This window comes from Calidithermus roseus (genome assembly GCF_003574095.1).
In the GTDB taxonomy this organism is placed as follows: domain Bacteria; phylum Deinococcota; class Deinococci; order Deinococcales; family Thermaceae; genus Calidithermus; species Calidithermus roseus.
Genome location: NZ_QWLA01000021.1, coordinates 29,696 through 46,809 on the forward strand (window position 1 = coordinate 29,696; position 17,114 = coordinate 46,809).

Sequence of the window (17,114 nt, forward strand, 5' to 3'; positions counted from 1 at the left end):
TCCTGCCGAGCGCCATGAGCTGTACGCCGTATGCGATACGCCAAACGCAAAACGCGGGTCGTAGGCAAGAGGCTAAACGCTGGGGTACGTCGCTGATCGATTGCCGGGTGTAGGGGCGAGCACGGGGGCTCGCCCTTTCTCCTTCCCGCCCTATACAAACCCCTTTGTGGCCAGTAGACTATGAAGGTTGTGTCGTTGCCGTTCCTCGGGGCCGGGGAGAGGCAACCCAATCCCCCAAGAGGACGGTATGGAACTCAGAAACATCGCGATCATCGCGCACGTGGACCACGGCAAGACCACGCTCGTCGACGCCATGCTCAAGCAGGCCAAAGCCCTCTCCCGCCACGACGCGGAGGGCGAGCGCATCATGGATTCGAACGACCTCGAGCGCGAGCGCGGCATCACCATCCTGGCCAAGAACACCGCCGTGGTCTGGAACGACGTGAAGATCAACATCGTCGATACCCCCGGCCACGCCGACTTCGGCGGGGAGGTCGAGCGCGCGTTGAGCATGGTGGACGGGGTACTCTTGCTCGTCGATGCCGCCGAGGGCCCCATGCCCCAGACCCGCTTCGTGCTCAAGAAGGCCATCGAGGCCGGGCTTAAGCCCATCGTGGTCATTAACAAGGTTGATAAGCGCGATGCCCGCCCCGACGAGGTCTTGAACGAGACCTTCGACCTCATGGCCGAGCTGGGCGCTTCCGACGAGCAGCTCGATTTCCCCTACCTCTACGCCATCGGGCGCGAGGGCGCGGCCTGGCTGAAGGAGAAGAAGGACAACCTCGAGGACCTCTTCCAGGTCATCCTGACCCACATCCCCGCCCCCCGCATCGAGGAGGGCCCCTTCCAACTGCGCGTCGCCAACCTCGACTACTCCAACTTCCTGGGCAAGATCGCCCTGGGCAAAGTGCACCGCGGCACCGTGCGCAAGGGCCAGGTCATCACCATCGTGGGCGAGCACGGCAACCGCGACGCCAAGGTGGTGGCGGCCTTCACCCACCAGGGCCTCGAGCGGCTCGAGGTCGAGGAAGTCACCCCCGGCGACATCGTGGCCATCGCGGGCATGGAGGGCGTGGAGATCGGCGACACCCTCGCCGCCAAGGAGGCCCCCGAGGCCCTGCCCCGCCTGGCGGTGGACGAGCCCACCGTGAGCATCACCCTCACCCCCAACACCTCGCCCTTCGCGGGCAAAGAGGGCAAGTTCGTCACCAGCCGCCAGATCCGCGAGCGGCTTTTGAAGGAGCTCGAGACCAATGTGGCCTTGCGGGTCATTGAGGTCACGCCCGATACCTTCGAGCTGCACGGGCGCGGCGAGCTGCACCTGAGCGTGCTGCTGGAGACCATGCGCCGCGAGGGCTTCGAGTTCAGCGTGGGCCAGCCCAGCGTGCTGCTGAAGGAAGTGGACGGCCAGGTGCACGAGCCCTACGAGTACCTGGTAGTGGACGTGCCCGAGGCCAAGTTCGGCCCCGTGATGGAGGCGCTGGGCACCCGCAAGGCCCAGATGGTGCACATGGAGCAGGAGGGAGGGCGCGTGCGCGCTGAATTCACCGTCCCGGCCCGGGCCCTCTTCGGCTTCCGCACCCTCTTCCTCACCCTCACCGCCGGCGAGGGCGTGATGAGCCACAACTTCCACAGCTACGGGCCGCACGTGGGCGCGCTCGAGACCCGCACCACCGGCAGCGCGGTGGCCATGGAAGCGGGCGTGGCCTTCGCCTACAGCCTCCACCGCCTGCAAGAGCGCATCAGCTTCTTCATCGACCCCGGCACCGAGGTCTACGTGGGCATGATCGTGGGCGAGAACTCCCGCGAAAACGACCTCAACGTCAACGTCTGCATCAACAAGAAGCTCACCAACATCCGCGCCGCCGGCTCCGACGAGAACATCCGCCTGATCCCGCCCCGCAAGTTCACGCTCGAGGAGGCCCTGGAGTTCCTGGCCCCCGACGAACTGCTCGAGGTCACGCCCAAGAGCCTGCGGCTGCGCAAGCGGGTGCTCGACCCCAGCCAACGCAAGCGGGCCGAAGTGGTCTGATCGTCATAGCTCCAAGCCATCCGGGTCGGGCGGGTCCAGGGCGACCGCCAGCGTCCGCCTCAGCTCGGCGATTTTCTTCTTTTAAAGCCTGCCGACATGGTTAGCCTGCTCTTCTCGATGCGGGTCAGGTCGTTGCGGCGGGCTACTGGACCACCTCTTCCAGCAAGCGGCCATCGCGCACACGCAGGATGCGGTCGGCCTGCCGGGCGAGCTCGAGGTTGTGGGTCACCACGATGATGGTGCGTCCCTTGCGGGCTTGGGAGTAGATCAGCTCCATCACCCGCTCCCCCGAGGCCGAGTCGAGGTTGCCGGTGGGCTCGTCGGCGAAGAGGATGGGCGGGTCTAAGGCCAGCGCGCGGGCGATGGCCACCCGCTGCTGCTCACCCCCCGAGAGCCGGTGGGGAAGGTGCTTGAGGCGCTTTTCCAGCCCCACCTGCGCCAGCAGGAAGGCAGCACGCTCCTGGCGCTCTTTACGCTTGTGCCCGGCCAGCAGCATGGGGAAGGCCACGTTCTCGAGCGCGGTCAGGGTGGGGATGAGGTTCCACTGTTGGAACACGAAGCCCATCAGCCGCAGGCGCAGCCCGGCCCTCGAGCCCTCGTCCAGCCGCGACAGCACTACCTCCTTCCCCCCGTCCTGCACCCGTACTTCGCCCTCGGTGGGGGTGTCGAAGCCGGCCAGCAGGTTGAGCAGGGTGGTCTTGCCCGAGCCCGAAGGCCCCACGATGGCGGTGATGCCCGCTTTGAAGCGGTGGCTGAAGCGCTCCACGGCGGTCACGTCGATGTCACCCTGGTGAAAGCGTTTGGTCAGGTTGATGGCCTCGAGCACTGCGACCTCCTTAGATTCGGCCCAAAGCCTCGACCACCGAAATCCGGCTGGCGGTGCGGGCGGGCAGCGCCCCGGCCAGCAGGCCCAGCGCCAGCGCCACCAGCAGGGCGAAGAGGGCCAGGCGCGGCGTGACGGCGGAAAGGGCCAGCCCCACCTCCCGCACGGTGTACCAGTTGACCGCGAAGGAGGCTAACTGCCCCAGGACCAGCCCCAGCAGGCCCCCGCCTAGCCCCAGCAGCAGGGCTTCCAGCAGCACCAGCCCGAAGATGAAGCGCCGCCTGGCCCCGATGGCCCGCATCAGCCCGAACTCGCGGATGCGCTCGTAGACCGACATCATCACCGTGTTGGCCACCAGCAGCCCCCCCACGGTGAGGGCCACCAGGCTGATGCCGAAGCGCACCAGGTCGCTGATGCGCACCGCCCGCTCGGCGAAGCGCAGCACGTCACCCGAGGTCTGGGCGTCGATGCCCGGAATCTGGGCTTCGATAGCTTTGGCAACCGCTTCGGCGCGCCGGTCGTCGCGGATGGAGAGCAGGATGGAGGTGTAGTTCGGGGTGCCCAGCACCGTGCGAACGGCTTCGATGGGCACATAGACGACGCTGTCGGCGAGGCCTCCGGTCCGCTCGAGCACCCCCACCACCTCGAGCGAGACCTGCGGCGAGAGGCGGAGGGTCTTGCCCAGGCTGAGGTTGTTGCGCTGGGCGATGGTCCCGCCCACCACCGCTCCCCTGGCCCCTGGCAGCAACACGCCTTCGGCGACTTTCAGGTTGGGGTAGATGTCCTTGGGGCTGACCCCCTTGGGCAGGCCCTGAAAGGCGAAGCTACTGGTCGGGTCGAAGCCACCCCGCACGAAGACCGTGACAGGAATGATCTTGGTGATCCCTACCTCGTTTGCGATGGCCTCGAGCTTCTGCACCACGGCAGGCGGCAGCTCGGGGTAACCCGCACTGAACGCTTCCACCCCCTCGGGCAGGATCAAAAGCGCAGGACCCACGCTGGCAAGCTCGCTCCCCAGGGCCCTGCGCAAACCCTCACCGAAGGACATGAACAGCACCATGCTGGCCGTCGCCACCACGATGCCCAGCAGCGTCAGCAGGCTGCGCACGGGCCGCACGCGCAGGTTGCGATAGACCAGGGCCAGGACTTCCATGAGCCTGAGGATATCCGCTGAGGGGCGGGAAGGAAGGGTGCCAGGATGCAAAGGGGGTACGTCGTATGCAATGCGCGAGGCGCCGAAGGCCGATCCAGCCCTCGACGCCTCCTGGCTATCGCCCAGCGACGGCGCTAGGCTTTAGCCGTCTTGCGACGGGCCGCCTCGCGGGTCTTGTACCACACCACCAGCGCCGAGACCACGTAGATCGAGGAGTAGGTGCCCACCACGAAGCCCACCGTGATCGCCAACGAGAAGTCGCGCAGCACCGGGCCGCCCAGGAAGAGCAGCGCCAGGATGGGCAGCATGGTGGTGAGCGCGGTCATGATGGTGCGCGAGAGGGTCTGGTTGATGGAGGTGTTGACGATCTGGTAGTAGCTGACCCCGCGCATGAGCTTGAGGTTCTCGCGGATGCGGTCGGAGATGATCACCGAGTCGTTGAGCGAGAAACCGATGATGGTGAGCAAGGCGGCCACCGTGGGGATGGTGAACTCGAGCCCGAAGAGGCTGTACATCCCGGCCACGATGGCGATGTCGTGGCCCACGGCGATGAGGCTGGCCACCCCGAAGACCCAGTCGAAGCGGATAGCCACATAAACGAGGATCAGACCCAGCCCCACCAGCACCGCCCAGATGGTGTTGCGGCGCAGCTCGGAGCCGATGGCCGGGCCCACCGTCTCCGACTGGAGCACCTGGGCCTGGAGCTTCTGGGTGAAGGCCTGCTCGAGCGCGATGCGGTTTTGCTCGCTGAGTTGCTTGACCCGCACCGAGAACTCCTTGCCGGTGCTGGAGGAAACGCTGGTGACGATGGCCTCGGCTCCGCCTGCCCCTGCGATGCCGCTGGAGTCGAGGAAGGAGCGAATCTGCTCGGAGTTCACGCTCTGAGGGACCCGAATGGTGAAGGCGGTGCCCCCGGTGAAGTCGATGCCGAAGTTGAAGCCCTTCGTCAGCACCACCCCCCCGGCCAGCGCCGCCAGGATCAGGCTCACCAGCGTCACGTAGCGGGCGGGCTTCATGAAGTCGATCTTGGTGCCCCACAGCCAGTAGGGCGGGCGCACCTCGCGGATGGCGGCGATGCGCTCGAGCAGGTAGCGACCGAAGACCAAGTTGGAGAACACTGAAGCCACCACCCCCACCGCCAATGAGACCGCGAAGCCTTTGACGGGGCCGGTGGAGTACTGGTAGAGCGCCGCCGCCGCCAGCAGGTGGCAGATGTTGACGTCGAGGATGGTGATGATGGAGTGCGAGAAGCCGCCGGGGATGGCCTGGCGGAAGCGCTTGCCGTTCTTGAGCTCCTCCTTGATGCGCTCGAAGGAGAGCACGTTGCCGTCTACGGCGGCGCCCAGCGTCATGATCAGCGCCGCGATGCCCGGCAGGGTGAGGGTCACGCCCAGGCTGGTGAAGATGGCGAGGATGAGGACGGAGGTGTAGATCAGGCCCAGCGCGGCCACCAGGCCCATCCAGAAGCCGTAGTAGGCGAAGAGCAGGAGGAAGATGAGGACGGTGCCTACGATGGCCGCGCGGATGCCCGAGGCGATGGCGTCCTGGCCCAGCGTGGGGCCGATGGCGCGGGTCTCGGCGATGTTGAGCTTGACCGGTAGCGCGCCCGAGCGCAGCACCAGCGCGATGTCGGAGGCCTCCTCGAGGCCGGAGAGCCCGGTGATGATGGCGTTGCCGCCGGTGATGGCCTGGTTGATGTTGGGCGCGGTGTAGACCTTGTCGTCGAGCACGATGGCCAGCCGCCGCCCCACGTTCTGGCGGGTGATGTCGGCGAACTTCTGGGCGCCTTCGGGCTTGAAGGAGAGTTCGACGATGGGGCGACCGGTGCCGGGCTCGAAGCTGGCGCGGGCACTGGCGAGGTCAGAGCCCGAAAGCAGCGCCGGGCCGAGGTCGCTGAGCTTGATGAGGTTCTTCTCCAGCTCCTCGCGCTTGAGGCTGGGGTTGTTGCGAAGTTGCTCGTTGATCTCGGCTACAGTGGTGCCGCTGGCGCCCTGGTTGACGATGCGGAACTCGAGCTTGGCGGTCTGGCCGATGAGCCGGATGGCCTTCTCCTGGTCGCTCTGCTTGAGGCCGGGCAGCTCGAGCACCACGCGGTCGTTGCCCTGCACCGCCACCAGCGGCTCGGCCACGCCCAGCGCGTTGACGCGGTTCTCCAGCACGGTGCGGGCGGTGTCGAGGTCTTCCTTGGTGGGGTTGGCGATTTCGGTCTTGAGGGTGATGCGCAGGCCGCCCTGCAGGTCGAGGCCCAGGTTGATGCGGGGTTCACTGGCGGGAACCCAGGGCTTCCAGATGCCGATGACAGCGGCGATCAGCACCAGCAGCAAAAACACTCCGGTCCACAGGGGGTTGGCCTGCGGGGTAGGGTTGCGCGGCCTGTAGCTGGGCCGCATGGGTTGGGGTCGCATGCTTCAGTACTCCTTAAAGAGCGTCGGCGACGCGAATTGGGTCGAGGGTTTGTTCCGTGGGTTATCCTACAAAGCCATTGCGTTCGACGAGGGCTTCCCGGCATCCGGGGAGCCCTCGTCGGCTTGGGGTTGGGCAGCCCCCGAGTTGCAAACGCCCGTAGAGCAGGAACAGCCGCCCCTGGGCGCGGGGCCGGGCCGGACGTGGCCGGGGGGGGCCCAGGCGCAGTCGGGCCAGCCGGCAGCGCTCACCCCGACCCAGCACGAAAGGCAGCCAGCCCAACCAGCCTTGGGGGCTGGCTTTCTCCTGGAATTGCGGGCCGGGGTTGCTCGACCAGCTCGCCTGGATGGCCTTGGTGGGGGGGGTGAGCAGGATGAGGGGATCGGGGCCCAGGAGGAGAACCCCTAGGACCACCCAGCTGACCCAGCCCCTACCCATGCCCGTCAATCTTACCGAATCCCCGCGCCGGGCACGCCTCGCCCAAGCCTCACTCCTGCACCACCTCGACCCGCTGGCTGGCCTCGAGCACGTCGCCTTCCTGGAAGTCGCTGAAGCCCTCCAGCAGGATGCCGCACTCGAAGCCCTGCGCCACCTCGCGCACGTCGTCCTTGAGGCGCTTGAGGCTGTGAATCTTGCCCTTCCAGATCTCCTGCTTCTTGCGCAGCACCCTTATGTCGGCGTTGCGGGTGATCTTGCCGCTGGTGACCATGCAACCTGCCACCACCCCGCTGGAGAGCTTGAACACCGCGCGAACCTCGGCCTGGCCGAGGATTTCCTCCTTGTATACCGGCTCCCTCTGCCCGCGCACCATCTTGCGCACCTCGTCGATGAGCTCGTAGATGATGCGGAAGCTCTGAAGCGGCACGCCCTTCTGCTCGGCCATCTTCTTCACCGAACCCGCCGGGGTCACGCCGAAGGAGAGGATCGCGCCGTTGGCGGTCGAAGCCAGCAGCACGTCCGACTCGGAGGGGGCTCCCACCGCCGCGAGCAACAGGTTGATCTTCACTTCTTCGCTCTGCTCGCGGGAGAGGATCTGCTGGATGGCCTCGAGCGAGCCCTGGGTGTCGGCGCGCAGGATGAGGTTGATCTCTTTCTGTTCACTGCCCTGCATCTGGCGCAGCAGGTCGGCGATGTTGCGCGGGCGGCCCACCTCGGGAGCCACCTCGCGGGCCTCGCGCTCCAGCCGCCGCTCCTCGGTGATCTCCTTGGCGGCGACCTGGTCGGGCACCCACTCGAAGGCAGTCCCCGCCGAGGGCGGCTCGGAGAAGCCCAGCACCTGCACGGCGGTGGAGGGGCCGGTCTGGTTGCGCCGCACCCCTTCGGAGTCGGTCATGGCCCGGATCTTGCCCCAATGCTCCCCGGCCACCACGTAGTCGCCCACCTTGAGGGTTCCTTGCTGTACCAGCAGGCTGGCGAGCACCCCGGCCTGCTTGTCGATGCGCGACTCGAGCACCACCCCCGTCGCTTCGGCATTGGGGTCGGCCCGTAGGTCCTCGAGTTCGGCGGTGATGAGGATGGTCTCCAGCAAATCCTGTACGCCCTGCCCGGTCTTGGCCGAAATGGGCAGCACCTCGGCCTCGCCGCCGTAGGCCACGGGCACGATGCCCTCCTTCATCAGGCCCTGATAGACCTTCTCGAGGCTGGCCTGGGGCAGGTCCATCTTGTTGGCCGCGAAGATGAGCTTGGCCCCGGCGGCTTTGGCGTGGGCGATGGCCTCGCGGGTCTGGGGCATCACCCCGTCGTCGGCGGCCACCACGATGACGGCAATGTCGGCCACCTTGGCCCCGCGCTCGCGAATGCTGGTGAAGGCCTCGTGACCGGGGGTATCGATGAAGACCACGGTCCCCCCTTTGGTCTTGACCTCGAAGGCCCCCACGTGCTGGGTGATGCCGCCCGCTTCCTTCTCGGCGATGCGGCTCTTGCGCAGGTAGTCGAGGAGGCTGGTCTTGCCGTGGTCTACGTGGCCCATGATCACCACCACTGGCGCGCGGTGGGGGATGGCCTTCCTGGCTTCCTCGGCTTTCCTGGCTTCCTCGGCGAGGCGCTGCTCACCGATGAGTTCCTTGACCGCCGCGGCGGTCTCGTCCTCGAGGGTCGAGGCGTGGGACTTGTACTCCACCCCCATGCTGTCGAGGATTTCCAGCAGCTCCTCGTTGCTCATGCCCAGCTCTTTGGCAAGCTGGTAAATGCGTACTTTGGCCATTGACACCTCCAACAATGGTGCTTAGCTCGAGGGTTTCTCGGATACGGCGGGACCGAGCAGGGTGAAAAGCGCCTGGGAGAGCGTGGCGGCCTTCGCTCCGGCGAAGCGCCGCAGCTTTTTCTCAGCCCAGCACTCGGCCTCATCGGGACACACGTAAGCGCCGCGTCCGGGTTTCTTGCCGGTAGGATCGATCACCGGGCCTTCGGAAGTAAGCACGATGCGAAGCAGCTCCCGCTTGGGCCTGCGCCTGCGGCAGGCCACGCACATGCGCTCGGGAACGTGCTTGGGTTTCATGCTACACTCCGTCGAAGGTCGATAGCCGATAGCTAAAAGTTGCTAAACGCAAAACGCTAAACGCCAAAAACACCGACGTTTTGCGTCTTGCACCTTGCGTGCGTCGTATGACGTACGACCCGCTGGTGCTTGGCGTTTGGCCCTCAGCGTTGGACATTCTACTCGTCCGAGTCGGTGAACAGGCTCTCGAAACGGTTCTTGACTTTTGGGCTGACGCGCTCTTTTTCTTCCTTCTCGCTGGCGCGCAGCATGGCCGCGTCGAGGTCGGTGATCTCCTCGGCCTCTTCGAAGTCGATCTCGAAGCCGGTGAGCTTGCTGGCCAGGCGTACGTTCTGCCCGGCCTTGCCGATGGCCAGGGAGTGCTGGTCCTTCGAGACCACCACCCGCGCCCGCTTGCCCTCGAGGTCCACTTCGATGTTGCCCACCTGGGCGGGGGAGAGGGCGTTGCGGATGAACTCGCGCACGTTGGGCGACCACTGGATGATGTCCACCCGCTCGCGGCCCAGCTCCGAGCTCACGGCCTGGATGCGCTGGCCCTTGTGCCCGATGCACGCCCCGATGGGATCGACGTTGGGGTTGTGGCTCATCACGGCCACCTTGGAGCGGCTTCCGGGTTCGCGGGCTATGGCCTTGACCTCCACGATGCCCTCGGCGATCTCGGGTACTTCCTGGCGCAGCAGGTAGCGCAGCAACTCCTCGCTGGCGCGGCTGACGATCAGGCTAGCCCCCTTGGAGCCACGCTGCACCTGCTTGAGGTAGACCTTGATCCGGTTGCCCGGATGGTAGCGCTCGGTGGGGATCTGCTCCTTGAGGGGCATCAGGGCCTCGCCGCGGCCTAAGTCCACGTACACGCTGCCCCGGTTGTCCACCCGGGCCACGGTGCCGGTAATGACCTCGCCCTCCTTGTCCTTGTACTCGCTGTGCACCCGGTTGCGCTCGGCCTCTTTGAGGCGCTGGGTCAGCACCTGCTTGGCAGCCAGCACGGCGATGCGGGTGAACTCCTCGCGGTCGACGGGGAACTCCATCTCCTCGCCTACCTGCACGTCGGGATCGTAGGTGAGGGCGTCGGCGAGGGAGATCTCACGGTCGGGGTTTTCCACCTTCTCCACCACCGTGCGGATCTCGAGCACCTCCAGCTCCCCGCTCTGCGGGTCGAGGTTGACCTCCACCACGGGGCCTAGGCCCTCCTCCACGTCTTTTTGCTTGTAGCCCCGCTGGCGCAGGTAAGCCTGCCGCAGGGCATACTCGAAGGCCGCGATCAGCTCGTCGGCGGTCACGCCGCGCTCGACCGCTACCTGGGTCAGGGCTTCTACGAATTCTCGGTTCACTGTTCCTCCTTTGTCGTACGACTTGATTGCCTCTTGATTACCTCGGCGTATCCGGCCACTCGGCCAGATTGGCCTTAAAGCTGCCCAACTCGAGGCTTCTGGTCTCGCCGGACTCGAGCACGAAGTCCACTCGCCCCGGCTGGACTCCCTGGATGCGGGCGGTGAAGTTGCCCTGCTCGCTTTTGACCTTGACCTTGAGCCCCATGAAGCGCTCGAAGTGGCGGGCGGTGAGCAGCGGGCGCTCGGGGCCAGGGGACTCGACCTCCAGGCGATAGGCCCCCTCGATCAGGTCCCGGCGGTCGAGCTCGTCGCTCAGGACGTGGCTAGCACGCTCGAGGTCGGCCACGCTCACCGGATGCTCGTCCTTGCGCTCGAGGCGCACCAGAAGCACCCGGCTCCGGCCTGCCGACTTTAGGTTGGCCTCCAGCACGTCATATCCCAGGCGCTCCAACACCTCTTGGGCCAGTTGCTGCCAATCCACGGTTCAAACCCCCAATCCGAGCCTCGAAGACCTGTGCGCTCAGCTTGGAGATCCCTCCTTTCCTCACAACGGCTATGGACCTGAGATTCCACTTCCCCCAAGAAGAAGGGGTGGGCCCGAAACCCACCCCGAATTACCAGGGAGAACCGCTAAAACCAAGTTTAGCACTCCAGGCCACTTTAAACAAGCGCCCGCAGCAGCCAGAAAACTCCGAGCCCGAGGGCAATTGTGCCCCATACGGGCACTCCCCGATAGGCCGCCAGGCCCCCTGCCGCCACCGCGACCCAGTGTGGCCAGGTTGCCGGGTCAAGCCTCAGCCCACTGCCCACCAGCGCGGCGAAAGCGGCCACCGGGATCAGGGCCGCGACTCGCAGGGCCACCCCAAACACCCGCCGGGATCGGCGGGTGTTTTAACACGGCCTGGTTGGCTGTATGGGGTGTTCGTGGGAACCGCTCTAAGGGTTGTGCACCCAGCGTGACTTGGCGATGGCCTCGAGCAGTTCCTTCACACTAGGCACGTTGACATCACGGCCAGGGGTGCCCTGCACCGGCGAGGTCATGACTTCCCTGATCTCGTAGTTGGGCAGGTAGGCCAGGGCGGCCCGGCCCCCTTTGTCGTGCAGGGCGAACTGGACCAGTTCCCCTCGGTAGAGGGTGAGGAAGCCCGAGCGGTAGTCCTTGCCTATTGAGCCGACGAGATAGATGTTGAGGCTTTGCGAGGTTCGGACGGCTTCCTGAACCGTGTCAATGAGTTTTTGGACCGACATGAGACCTCCTGGGGTTTGCGGTGATGGGCAAATTCTAGACAGCTCGCCCCGCTCAAGGCGCTGCAAACGACCCGCCAGCCGGGCTATGTACTCGGTTCATCGCTCCGCGAGCTTCGCAGCACGCAAGCCCGTCGCCGTCGCCCCTGCGATACAATCCTGCCGTGGAACTTCTCAACCAGACCGAGGTGCGGGTGCTGGGGACGCTCATCGAGAAGCAGTTCGCCACCCCCGAGTACTACCCCCTGACCCTCAACGCCGTGCGGCTGGGGGCCAACCAGAAGCAGGGCCGCAACCCCGTCACCAACCTCAGCGACGCCGAAGTGCAAGAAGCCCTCGACACCCTCCAGATCAAGCGCCTGACCGCTTTGGTCAAGGAGTACGGCGCTCGCGCCCCCAAGTATCGCCAGTTCCTCGACCGCGAGTTCAAGCTCGAGCCCCCCGCCCTGGCGGTGTTGGCGGTGCTGATGCTGCGCGGCCCCCAGACGGTGGGCGAGTTGAGGGCCCGCACCGAGTCCATGCACAAATTCGCCTCCACCCAGGAGGTCGAGGCGGTCCTCAGCTTTCTGATGAACCTCGCCCCCAACCCCCTGGTGACGCGCCTCGAGCGCCAGAGCGGCGAGCGCGAGCCCCGCTACGCCCACCTGCTCTCGGGAACCCCGGCCCCGGTGGCGCGGGCGGAGGAGAAGAGCGAACTCGAGGCGAGAGTGGAGGCGCTCGAGGCCGAGATGCGCGAACTGCGGGCAGCGGTAGAGGGGTTGAAGCAGGCGCTGGGGGTTTGAGGGATGGTTGTCGGTAGCTGAACTCGAGCTGCCCTGCTTGAGCCTGAAGCTGAGCCTCGAGGAGGTTTACGCCGACGTAGACGTATCCGGCAACCGATTTTTGAAGGCGGGGAATTGCGACCTAACTTGGACTGAAGTCCAAATTTCACGGTGTGGGGGTTCTTGATCGCAGGGCATTTGCCCCCTATACTCTTAACCTAACGAGCGTTAGTTTGGGAGGTAGGCCCATGCCTGGAAAGTTCGGAAAACCCACGGACCCCGATTATGGCGAGCGCTTAGCCGAGTTTGAGGCCCGTATCGCGCGGGGGGAGAAGATCGAGCCGGGCGACTGGATGCCCGAGGAGTACCGCCGCCAGCTCGTGCGCATGATCTCGCAGCACGCGCACAGCGAGGTGGTGGGGATGCTGCCGGAAGGGGCCTGGATCACGCGGGCGCCCAGCCTCAAGCGCAAGATGATCCTCATCGCCAAGGTGCAGGACGAGGCCGGGCACGGGCAGTACCTCTACCACGCCGCCGAGACGCTGGGGGTCACGCGGGAGGAGATGCTGGAAGCCCTCCTCTCGGGCAAGGCCAAGTACTCCTCCATCTTCAACTACCCCACCCTCACCTGGGCCGACATCGGCACCATCGGCTGGCTGGTGGACGGGGCGGCCATCAAGAACCAGACCATGCTGGCGCAGTGCTCCTACGGGCCCTACAGCCGGGCCATGGTGCGCATCTGCGCCGAGGAGACCTTCCACCACAAGCAGGGCAAGGAGATGGTGATCCTCTATGCCAAGGGCACGCCCAAGCAGCGCGCCATGGCCCAGGACGCCATCAACCGCTGGTGGTGGCCCGCCTTAATGATGCTGGGCCCCCACGACTCCGACTCGCCCAACACGCCCACGCTGGTGAGGTGGGGCATCAAGACCAAGACCAACGACCAGGTGCGGCAAGAGTTCATCAACGAGCACGCGCCGGAGATCTTGGAGGCCGGCCTCACCCTCCCCGATCCCGACCTGCGCTACGACGAGGCCACGGGCAACTGGCTCCACGGGCCCATCAACTGGGACGAGTTCTGGGCCGTGGTGGGCGGCAACGGCCCCATGAACAAGGAGCGCCTCGAGGCGAGGCGCCGTGCCCACGCCGAAGGCGCCTGGGTACGTGAGGCGCTGGCGGCCTACGCGGCGAGGAGGCAGCAGACCGCGGTCGCGGTTTGAGAGGTTTTATGGACACACAGTGGCCCCGCTGGGAAGTCTTCAAGCAGGACACTCCTTCCAAGCCCCACCAGGCGGTGGGCTCGGTGCACGCCGCCGACCCCTTTCACGCGCTGCTCACCGCGCGTAACGTCTTCGCCCGCCGGCCCCAGGCGGTGAGCATGTGGGTCGCTCCTGCCTCGGCGATCCTCTCGGTGACGAAGGAAGAGCTTGCCGAGGGTCGGGAGTTGAAGCCCTCGACCTTCGACCTTAAACCCTCGACGTACTACGTCTTCCGCAAGACCTCCCACAAACGCTCGATGACCTTCGTGGACTACGTGGGCGAACTCGAGGCCCCCTCCCCCGAGGACGCGCTAAAGCTGGCCATAGAACGCTTCACCGACGCTCCTGCGCTGGCGTGGTGGGTGGTGCCGGCCTCGAGCGTGACCAAGAGCGAGGACAGCCCCGAAACCGTCGAGAGCTGGTTCGCCCCGGCCAAGGACAAGACCTACAAGCAGCAGTCGTACTACGGGCTGGTGGGGGCGCACGCTGGCAAGCACAAGCGCACACAGGGGGATGACGATGAATGAGCAGGTAAAACAGGCCCTCATTGCCAAGCTCACCGCTCTGGCCGATGACGAGCTGATCCTGGCTCACCGGGATAGCGAGTGGGTGGGACACGGGCCCATCCTCGAGGAGGACATCGCCCTGGCCAACATCGCCCAGGACGAGTTGGGGCACGCTACGCTCTGGTACGGCCTGCGCTCGACTCTCGACGGCTCAGACCCCGACCGGCTGGCCTTCTTACGCGACGCTGCGGAGTTTCACAACTGTGAACTGGTGGAGTTGCCCAAGGGGGACTGGGCCTTCACCCTGCTCAGGCAGTACCTCTTCGACGCCTACGAGGCGCTGTGGCTTTCGGCGGCGAAAGACAGCACCTACAAACCCCTGGCCGAGGTCGCTGCCAAGATCCTGCGCGAGGAGCGCTTCCACCTCCAGCACACCCAGGCCTGGGTCGAGCGGCTGGGGCTGGGCACCGAGGAGTCGAACCGGCGCATGCAGGCGGCTTTGGACGCGCAGTGGGGCTATGCCCAGCAACTCTTCGTGCCGCTGGAGGGCGAGGGGGTGCTGGTGGCCGAGGGCATCGTGCCGGATCTGGGCGGGCTCAAGCAAACCTGGCTCCTTCACACCACCCAGCACCTCCAGAACTCGGGCTTGAAGCTGCCCCTGCAACCCGGCTACCAGCCCACTTCCCGCCAGATGCACACCGAGCATCTGTGGTCGCTGTTGGCCGAGATGCAGTCCACCGCTCGCTGGGACGCGGAAGCGAAGGTGTGGTGAGAGGGGAGAAAAAGGTGAAAAGGGGAAAAGGTAAAAAGGGAAAGAGCCGGGCGATTGCTTTGGCTTTGTGCTTTTCGCCTTTTTCCCTTTTAGCCTTTTTACCCTCTTCTCCCGTCCCCTCGAGGTTCCTATGACCCCCCTTCCCAACGCTGAGCAGATCTGGCAGGCCCTCGCGCAGGTGCCCGACCCCGAAATCCCCGTCATCAACGTGGTGGAGATGGGGATCGTGCGGGACGTGCAGGTGGAGGGAGGGAAGGCGGTCGTGACCATGACGCCCACCTTCTCGGGATGCCCGGCGCTGTACGTGATCCGGGAGGGCCTCGAGCAGGCCGTGCGGGGGCTGGGCTTCGCCGAGGTCGAGGTCAGGACCGTGCTCTTCCCGCCGTGGTCCACCGACTGCATCACCCCGGAGGCCAAGGCCAAGCTCGAGCGCTACGGCATCGCCCCGCCGCGCCCGACGAGCGAATTCGGGCTGATCGAACTGGAGCTCGAGCTCGTGCGCTGCCCGCGCTGCGGCTCGCTCGACACGGCAGTGAAGAACACCTTCGGCCCCACGCTGTGCAAGAGCATCTACGTCTGCAACGTCTGCCGGGAGCCCTTCGAGAGCTTTAAGACGCTGTGACGTAGGGCTGGCCACCGGTTTTTCCGCTTGCGGGTCGCGCTCGAGGGGACACCCTGCCTGAGCTCAGGCCCGGATGCCGCCGGTGAGGAAGGCGCGGGGGTGGGCAGGGCCTTGATCCGGACGTTGCCCACCCTCAACTCCTCGCCGTCCTCGAGGAGCTGGTAGTAGCTGGCCTGGGCTAACCCCTCCTCGTAGATCTGTCGGGAGCACATTGTGCCTCCTGGCTGGAATCATATACCTATAGGGGGTATACTGTCGAATAGCCCCAGGGGGTATACTGAACCCCAGAGGGGAATAGGAGACAGGATGAGCCTTTTAGACGAAAAGATCCAGGCACAGGTCAGGGAGATTCTACAACCCATCGCCCGGCCTATCGAGCTGGTGGTCTTCACCAAGAGCGCGCTGGTGTTGCCCGGCCAGGATGAGCCCGGTTTGCAGCAGGAAACCGTGGAACTGCTCAAGGAGATCGCCAGCTTGAGCGACAAGATCACGGTGATCGAAAAATCCTTCAGCGACCCCGAGGCCCAGAGCCTGGGCCTGACCCACGCCCCCACCACGCTGCTGCGCGAGGCGGGCTCACAGCGCGGCAACATCCGCTTTGTGGGCATCCCCAGCGGCTATGAGTTCTCCACACTGCTCGAGACCCTCTTGATGCTGGGCACGGGTGAGAGCAAGCTCCCCGAGGCCGCCCGGCAGGAGCTGGCGAAGGTCAGCGAGCCGGTGCGGATGCAGAGCTTCGTGACCCCCACCTGCCCCTACTGCCCCCGCGCGGTGATGACAGCCTTCAAGTTCGCCTACCACAACCCCAACATCGTGGCCGAGGGGATCGAGGCCAGCGAGTTCCCCGTGCTCTCCAGCCGCTACAAGATTTCCGGCGTGCCCGACACCATCATTCACGGCCTCACCCAGCAGCGCGTGCTGGGCGGTCAGCCCGAGCGGGTCTTCCTCGAGGCCACCCTCAAGGCGGCGGGCGTAGGGGTCACGGCCTGAAGCCCGAGCAGGAGCGGCCCGTGAGCGAAGCCCTGATCCCGAGTCCGCCCGAGGCCGAGCGCCAGAAGCTCCTCCACCGCCTGCGCCGCCTGGAGGGCCAGGTGCGCGGGTTACAGCGCATGATCGAGGAAGGACGGCCCTGCCACGAGGTGCTGACCCTGCTGGCGGGGGTGCGTGGGGCGCTGGAGGGTATCGGGGAGATCGTGCTCGAGGAGTACCTGCTGGAGTGCCAGGCCGAGATGAGCCGGGGTGAGATCGACACCAAGGCCATCCTGGACGCGGTGCGGCTGTTGCGGTGAGGGGTCGTACGTTCTACGCAAAATGCCCTGGACCCTTGGCTCTCGACCCTCGACAGACCGCGCGCCACGGGCTTCCCGCTTACCGCTAAAGGCTGATAGCTGACGGCTCCCTCACTGCTCGGGCAGCTCGAAATAGCGCCGCAGCAGGTTGCGCACTTCGGGGGGTAGGGGTTCGGACTCGAGGTAGCGCTCCACCTGCCGCCGGACGCTTTGCGGGGGTTGACCGCCGCGCCAGGGATTGGGCAGGTTACGCACCTGGCCGCCGGGATTGTCCGAGCGCCGCAGCGGAGCCTCGCCGGAGAGAGGGGCGGTAAGGCCGGTGGCCTGTCCGAGGGTCCAGAGTCTAGGGTCGAGGAAGGCGTCTCGCGTCTTGCGTTTTGCGTACGACGTAGGACGTACGACGTAAGACCCTCACAGAGGATCA

General features: G+C 65.8%; 19 protein-coding genes. 8 read left to right on the forward strand and 11 right to left on the reverse strand.

Going from position 1 to position 17,114, the window contains the following annotated elements; all coding sequences use genetic code 11:
* The first annotated feature begins 247 nt into the window (after positions 1-247).
* Positions 248-2,032 carry a translational GTPase TypA gene (typA, locus tag Mrose_RS07050; protein ID WP_119276845.1) on the forward strand — a complete coding sequence of 595 codons (1,785 nt, stop codon included), beginning with the start codon at positions 248-250 and terminating at the stop codon, positions 2,030-2,032.
* Positions 2,033-2,174: 142 nt separating this feature from the next.
* Here typA and Mrose_RS07055 read toward each other — a convergent pair whose 3' ends face one another.
* The 10 genes from Mrose_RS07055 to Mrose_RS07100 form a co-directional block, all read right to left on the reverse strand.
* Entirely contained in the window at positions 2,175-2,858 is a 684-nt protein-coding gene (locus tag Mrose_RS07055) for an ABC transporter ATP-binding protein (protein ID WP_119276847.1), read from the reverse strand.
* 10 nt (positions 2,859-2,868) lie between these two features.
* Complete coding sequence (locus Mrose_RS07060) at positions 2,869-4,008, reverse strand: ABC transporter permease (RefSeq protein ID WP_119276849.1); 1,140 nt, start codon at positions 4,006-4,008, stop codon at positions 2,869-2,871.
* A 134-nt stretch (positions 4,009-4,142) separates the two neighbouring features.
* On the reverse strand, positions 4,143-6,398 hold the full coding sequence (secD, locus tag Mrose_RS07065) for a protein translocase subunit SecD (protein WP_119276851.1): 2,256 nt from the start codon (positions 6,396-6,398) through the stop codon (positions 4,143-4,145).
* A gap of 76 nt (positions 6,399-6,474) precedes the next feature.
* Entirely contained in the window at positions 6,475-6,849 is a 375-nt protein-coding gene (locus tag Mrose_RS07070) for a hypothetical protein (protein WP_119276852.1), read from the reverse strand.
* A 49-nt stretch (positions 6,850-6,898) separates the two neighbouring features.
* Entirely contained in the window at positions 6,899-8,614 is a 1,716-nt protein-coding gene (infB, locus tag Mrose_RS07075) for a translation initiation factor IF-2 (protein ID WP_119276854.1), read from the reverse strand.
* A 21-nt stretch (positions 8,615-8,635) separates the two neighbouring features.
* Complete coding sequence (locus Mrose_RS07080; protein WP_119276856.1) at positions 8,636-8,908, reverse strand: YlxR family protein; 273 nt, start codon at positions 8,906-8,908, stop codon at positions 8,636-8,638.
* Between the two features lie 158 nt (positions 8,909-9,066).
* Positions 9,067-10,236: a transcription termination factor NusA gene (nusA, locus tag Mrose_RS07085; RefSeq protein WP_119276857.1), complete on the reverse strand. Its 1,170-nt coding sequence runs from the start codon at positions 10,234-10,236 to the stop codon at positions 9,067-9,069.
* Between the two features lie 37 nt (positions 10,237-10,273).
* Positions 10,274-10,717 carry a ribosome maturation factor RimP gene (gene rimP / locus Mrose_RS07090; RefSeq protein ID WP_119276859.1) on the reverse strand — a complete coding sequence of 148 codons (444 nt, stop codon included), beginning with the start codon at positions 10,715-10,717 and terminating at the stop codon, positions 10,274-10,276.
* 179 nt (positions 10,718-10,896) lie between these two features.
* Positions 10,897-11,097 carry an AzlD domain-containing protein gene (locus tag Mrose_RS07095; RefSeq protein WP_182482712.1) on the reverse strand — a complete coding sequence of 67 codons (201 nt, stop codon included), beginning with the start codon at positions 11,095-11,097 and terminating at the stop codon, positions 10,897-10,899.
* A 75-nt stretch (positions 11,098-11,172) separates the two neighbouring features.
* Positions 11,173-11,484: a hypothetical protein gene (locus Mrose_RS07100; protein WP_119276863.1), complete on the reverse strand. Its 312-nt coding sequence runs from the start codon at positions 11,482-11,484 to the stop codon at positions 11,173-11,175.
* Positions 11,485-11,645: 161 nt separating this feature from the next.
* On the opposite strand from Mrose_RS07100, the gene Mrose_RS07105 reads away from it, so the two are divergent.
* The 7 genes from Mrose_RS07105 (at position 11,646) to Mrose_RS07140 (ending at position 16,690) form a co-directional block, all read left to right on the forward strand.
* Entirely contained in the window at positions 11,646-12,263 is a 618-nt protein-coding gene (locus tag Mrose_RS07105; protein WP_119276864.1) for a YceH family protein, read from the forward strand.
* Positions 12,264-12,490: 227 nt separating this feature from the next.
* Positions 12,491-13,462, forward strand: coding sequence for a 1,2-phenylacetyl-CoA epoxidase subunit PaaA (gene paaA, locus Mrose_RS07115; protein ID WP_119276866.1), 972 nt, complete (start codon positions 12,491-12,493; stop codon positions 13,460-13,462).
* A gap of 8 nt (positions 13,463-13,470) precedes the next feature.
* Positions 13,471-14,028, forward strand: coding sequence for a phenylacetic acid degradation protein (locus Mrose_RS07120; protein ID WP_119276868.1), 558 nt, complete (start codon positions 13,471-13,473; stop codon positions 14,026-14,028).
* On the forward strand, positions 14,021-14,779 hold the full coding sequence (paaC, locus tag Mrose_RS07125) for a 1,2-phenylacetyl-CoA epoxidase subunit PaaC (protein WP_119276870.1): 759 nt from the start codon (positions 14,021-14,023) through the stop codon (positions 14,777-14,779). Before Mrose_RS07120 ends, paaC begins: the two co-directional genes overlap by 8 nt.
* Positions 14,780-14,909: 130 nt before the next feature.
* Positions 14,910-15,401, forward strand: a complete 492-nt coding sequence (paaD, locus tag Mrose_RS07130) for a 1,2-phenylacetyl-CoA epoxidase subunit PaaD (protein ID WP_119276874.1) — start codon at positions 14,910-14,912, stop codon at positions 15,399-15,401.
* Between the two features lie 306 nt (positions 15,402-15,707).
* Positions 15,708-16,391 (forward strand): protein disulfide oxidoreductase, encoded by a 684-nt coding sequence (gene pdo, locus Mrose_RS07135; RefSeq protein ID WP_119276872.1) that lies wholly within the window; start codon positions 15,708-15,710, stop codon positions 16,389-16,391.
* 20 nt (positions 16,392-16,411) lie between these two features.
* On the forward strand, positions 16,412-16,690 hold the full coding sequence (locus Mrose_RS07140) for a metal-sensitive transcriptional regulator (RefSeq protein ID WP_245969646.1): 279 nt from the start codon (positions 16,412-16,414) through the stop codon (positions 16,688-16,690).
* 111 nt (positions 16,691-16,801) lie between these two features.
* Here the strand turns inward: Mrose_RS07140 and Mrose_RS18825 are convergent, their stop codons facing one another.
* Positions 16,802-16,945, reverse strand: coding sequence for a hypothetical protein (locus Mrose_RS18825; RefSeq protein WP_182482713.1), 144 nt, complete (start codon positions 16,943-16,945; stop codon positions 16,802-16,804).
* Positions 16,946-17,114 lie beyond the last annotated feature (169 nt).

What these genes read in the sequence shown, in the direction of transcription:
- paaC (WP_119276870.1), top strand. Translation starts at nt 14,021, where the DNA reads ATGAATGAGCAGGTAAAACAGGCCCTCATTGCCAAGCTCACCGCTCTG.
- Mrose_RS07060 (WP_119276849.1), bottom strand. Translation starts at nt 4,008, where the DNA reads ATGGAAGTCCTGGCCCTGGTCTATCGCAACCTGCGCGTGCGGCCCGTG.
- secD (WP_119276851.1), bottom strand. Translation starts at nt 6,398, where the DNA reads ATGCGGCCCAGCTACAGGCCGCGCAACCCTACCCCGCAGGCCAACCCC.
- infB (WP_119276854.1), bottom strand. Translation starts at nt 8,614, where the DNA reads ATGGCCAAAGTACGCATTTACCAGCTTGCCAAAGAGCTGGGCATGAGC.
- Mrose_RS07080 (WP_119276856.1), bottom strand. Translation starts at nt 8,908, where the DNA reads ATGAAACCCAAGCACGTTCCCGAGCGCATGTGCGTGGCCTGCCGCAGG.
- Mrose_RS07100 (WP_119276863.1), bottom strand. Translation starts at nt 11,484, where the DNA reads ATGTCGGTCCAAAAACTCATTGACACGGTTCAGGAAGCCGTCCGAACC.
- pdo (WP_119276872.1), top strand. Translation starts at nt 15,708, where the DNA reads ATGAGCCTTTTAGACGAAAAGATCCAGGCACAGGTCAGGGAGATTCTA.
- Mrose_RS07120 (WP_119276868.1), top strand. Translation starts at nt 13,471, where the DNA reads ATGGACACACAGTGGCCCCGCTGGGAAGTCTTCAAGCAGGACACTCCT.
- paaA (WP_119276866.1), top strand. Translation starts at nt 12,491, where the DNA reads ATGCCTGGAAAGTTCGGAAAACCCACGGACCCCGATTATGGCGAGCGC.
- Mrose_RS07070 (WP_119276852.1), bottom strand. Translation starts at nt 6,849, where the DNA reads ATGGGTAGGGGCTGGGTCAGCTGGGTGGTCCTAGGGGTTCTCCTCCTG.
- typA (WP_119276845.1), top strand. Translation starts at nt 248, where the DNA reads ATGGAACTCAGAAACATCGCGATCATCGCGCACGTGGACCACGGCAAG.
- paaD (WP_119276874.1), top strand. Translation starts at nt 14,910, where the DNA reads ATGACCCCCCTTCCCAACGCTGAGCAGATCTGGCAGGCCCTCGCGCAG.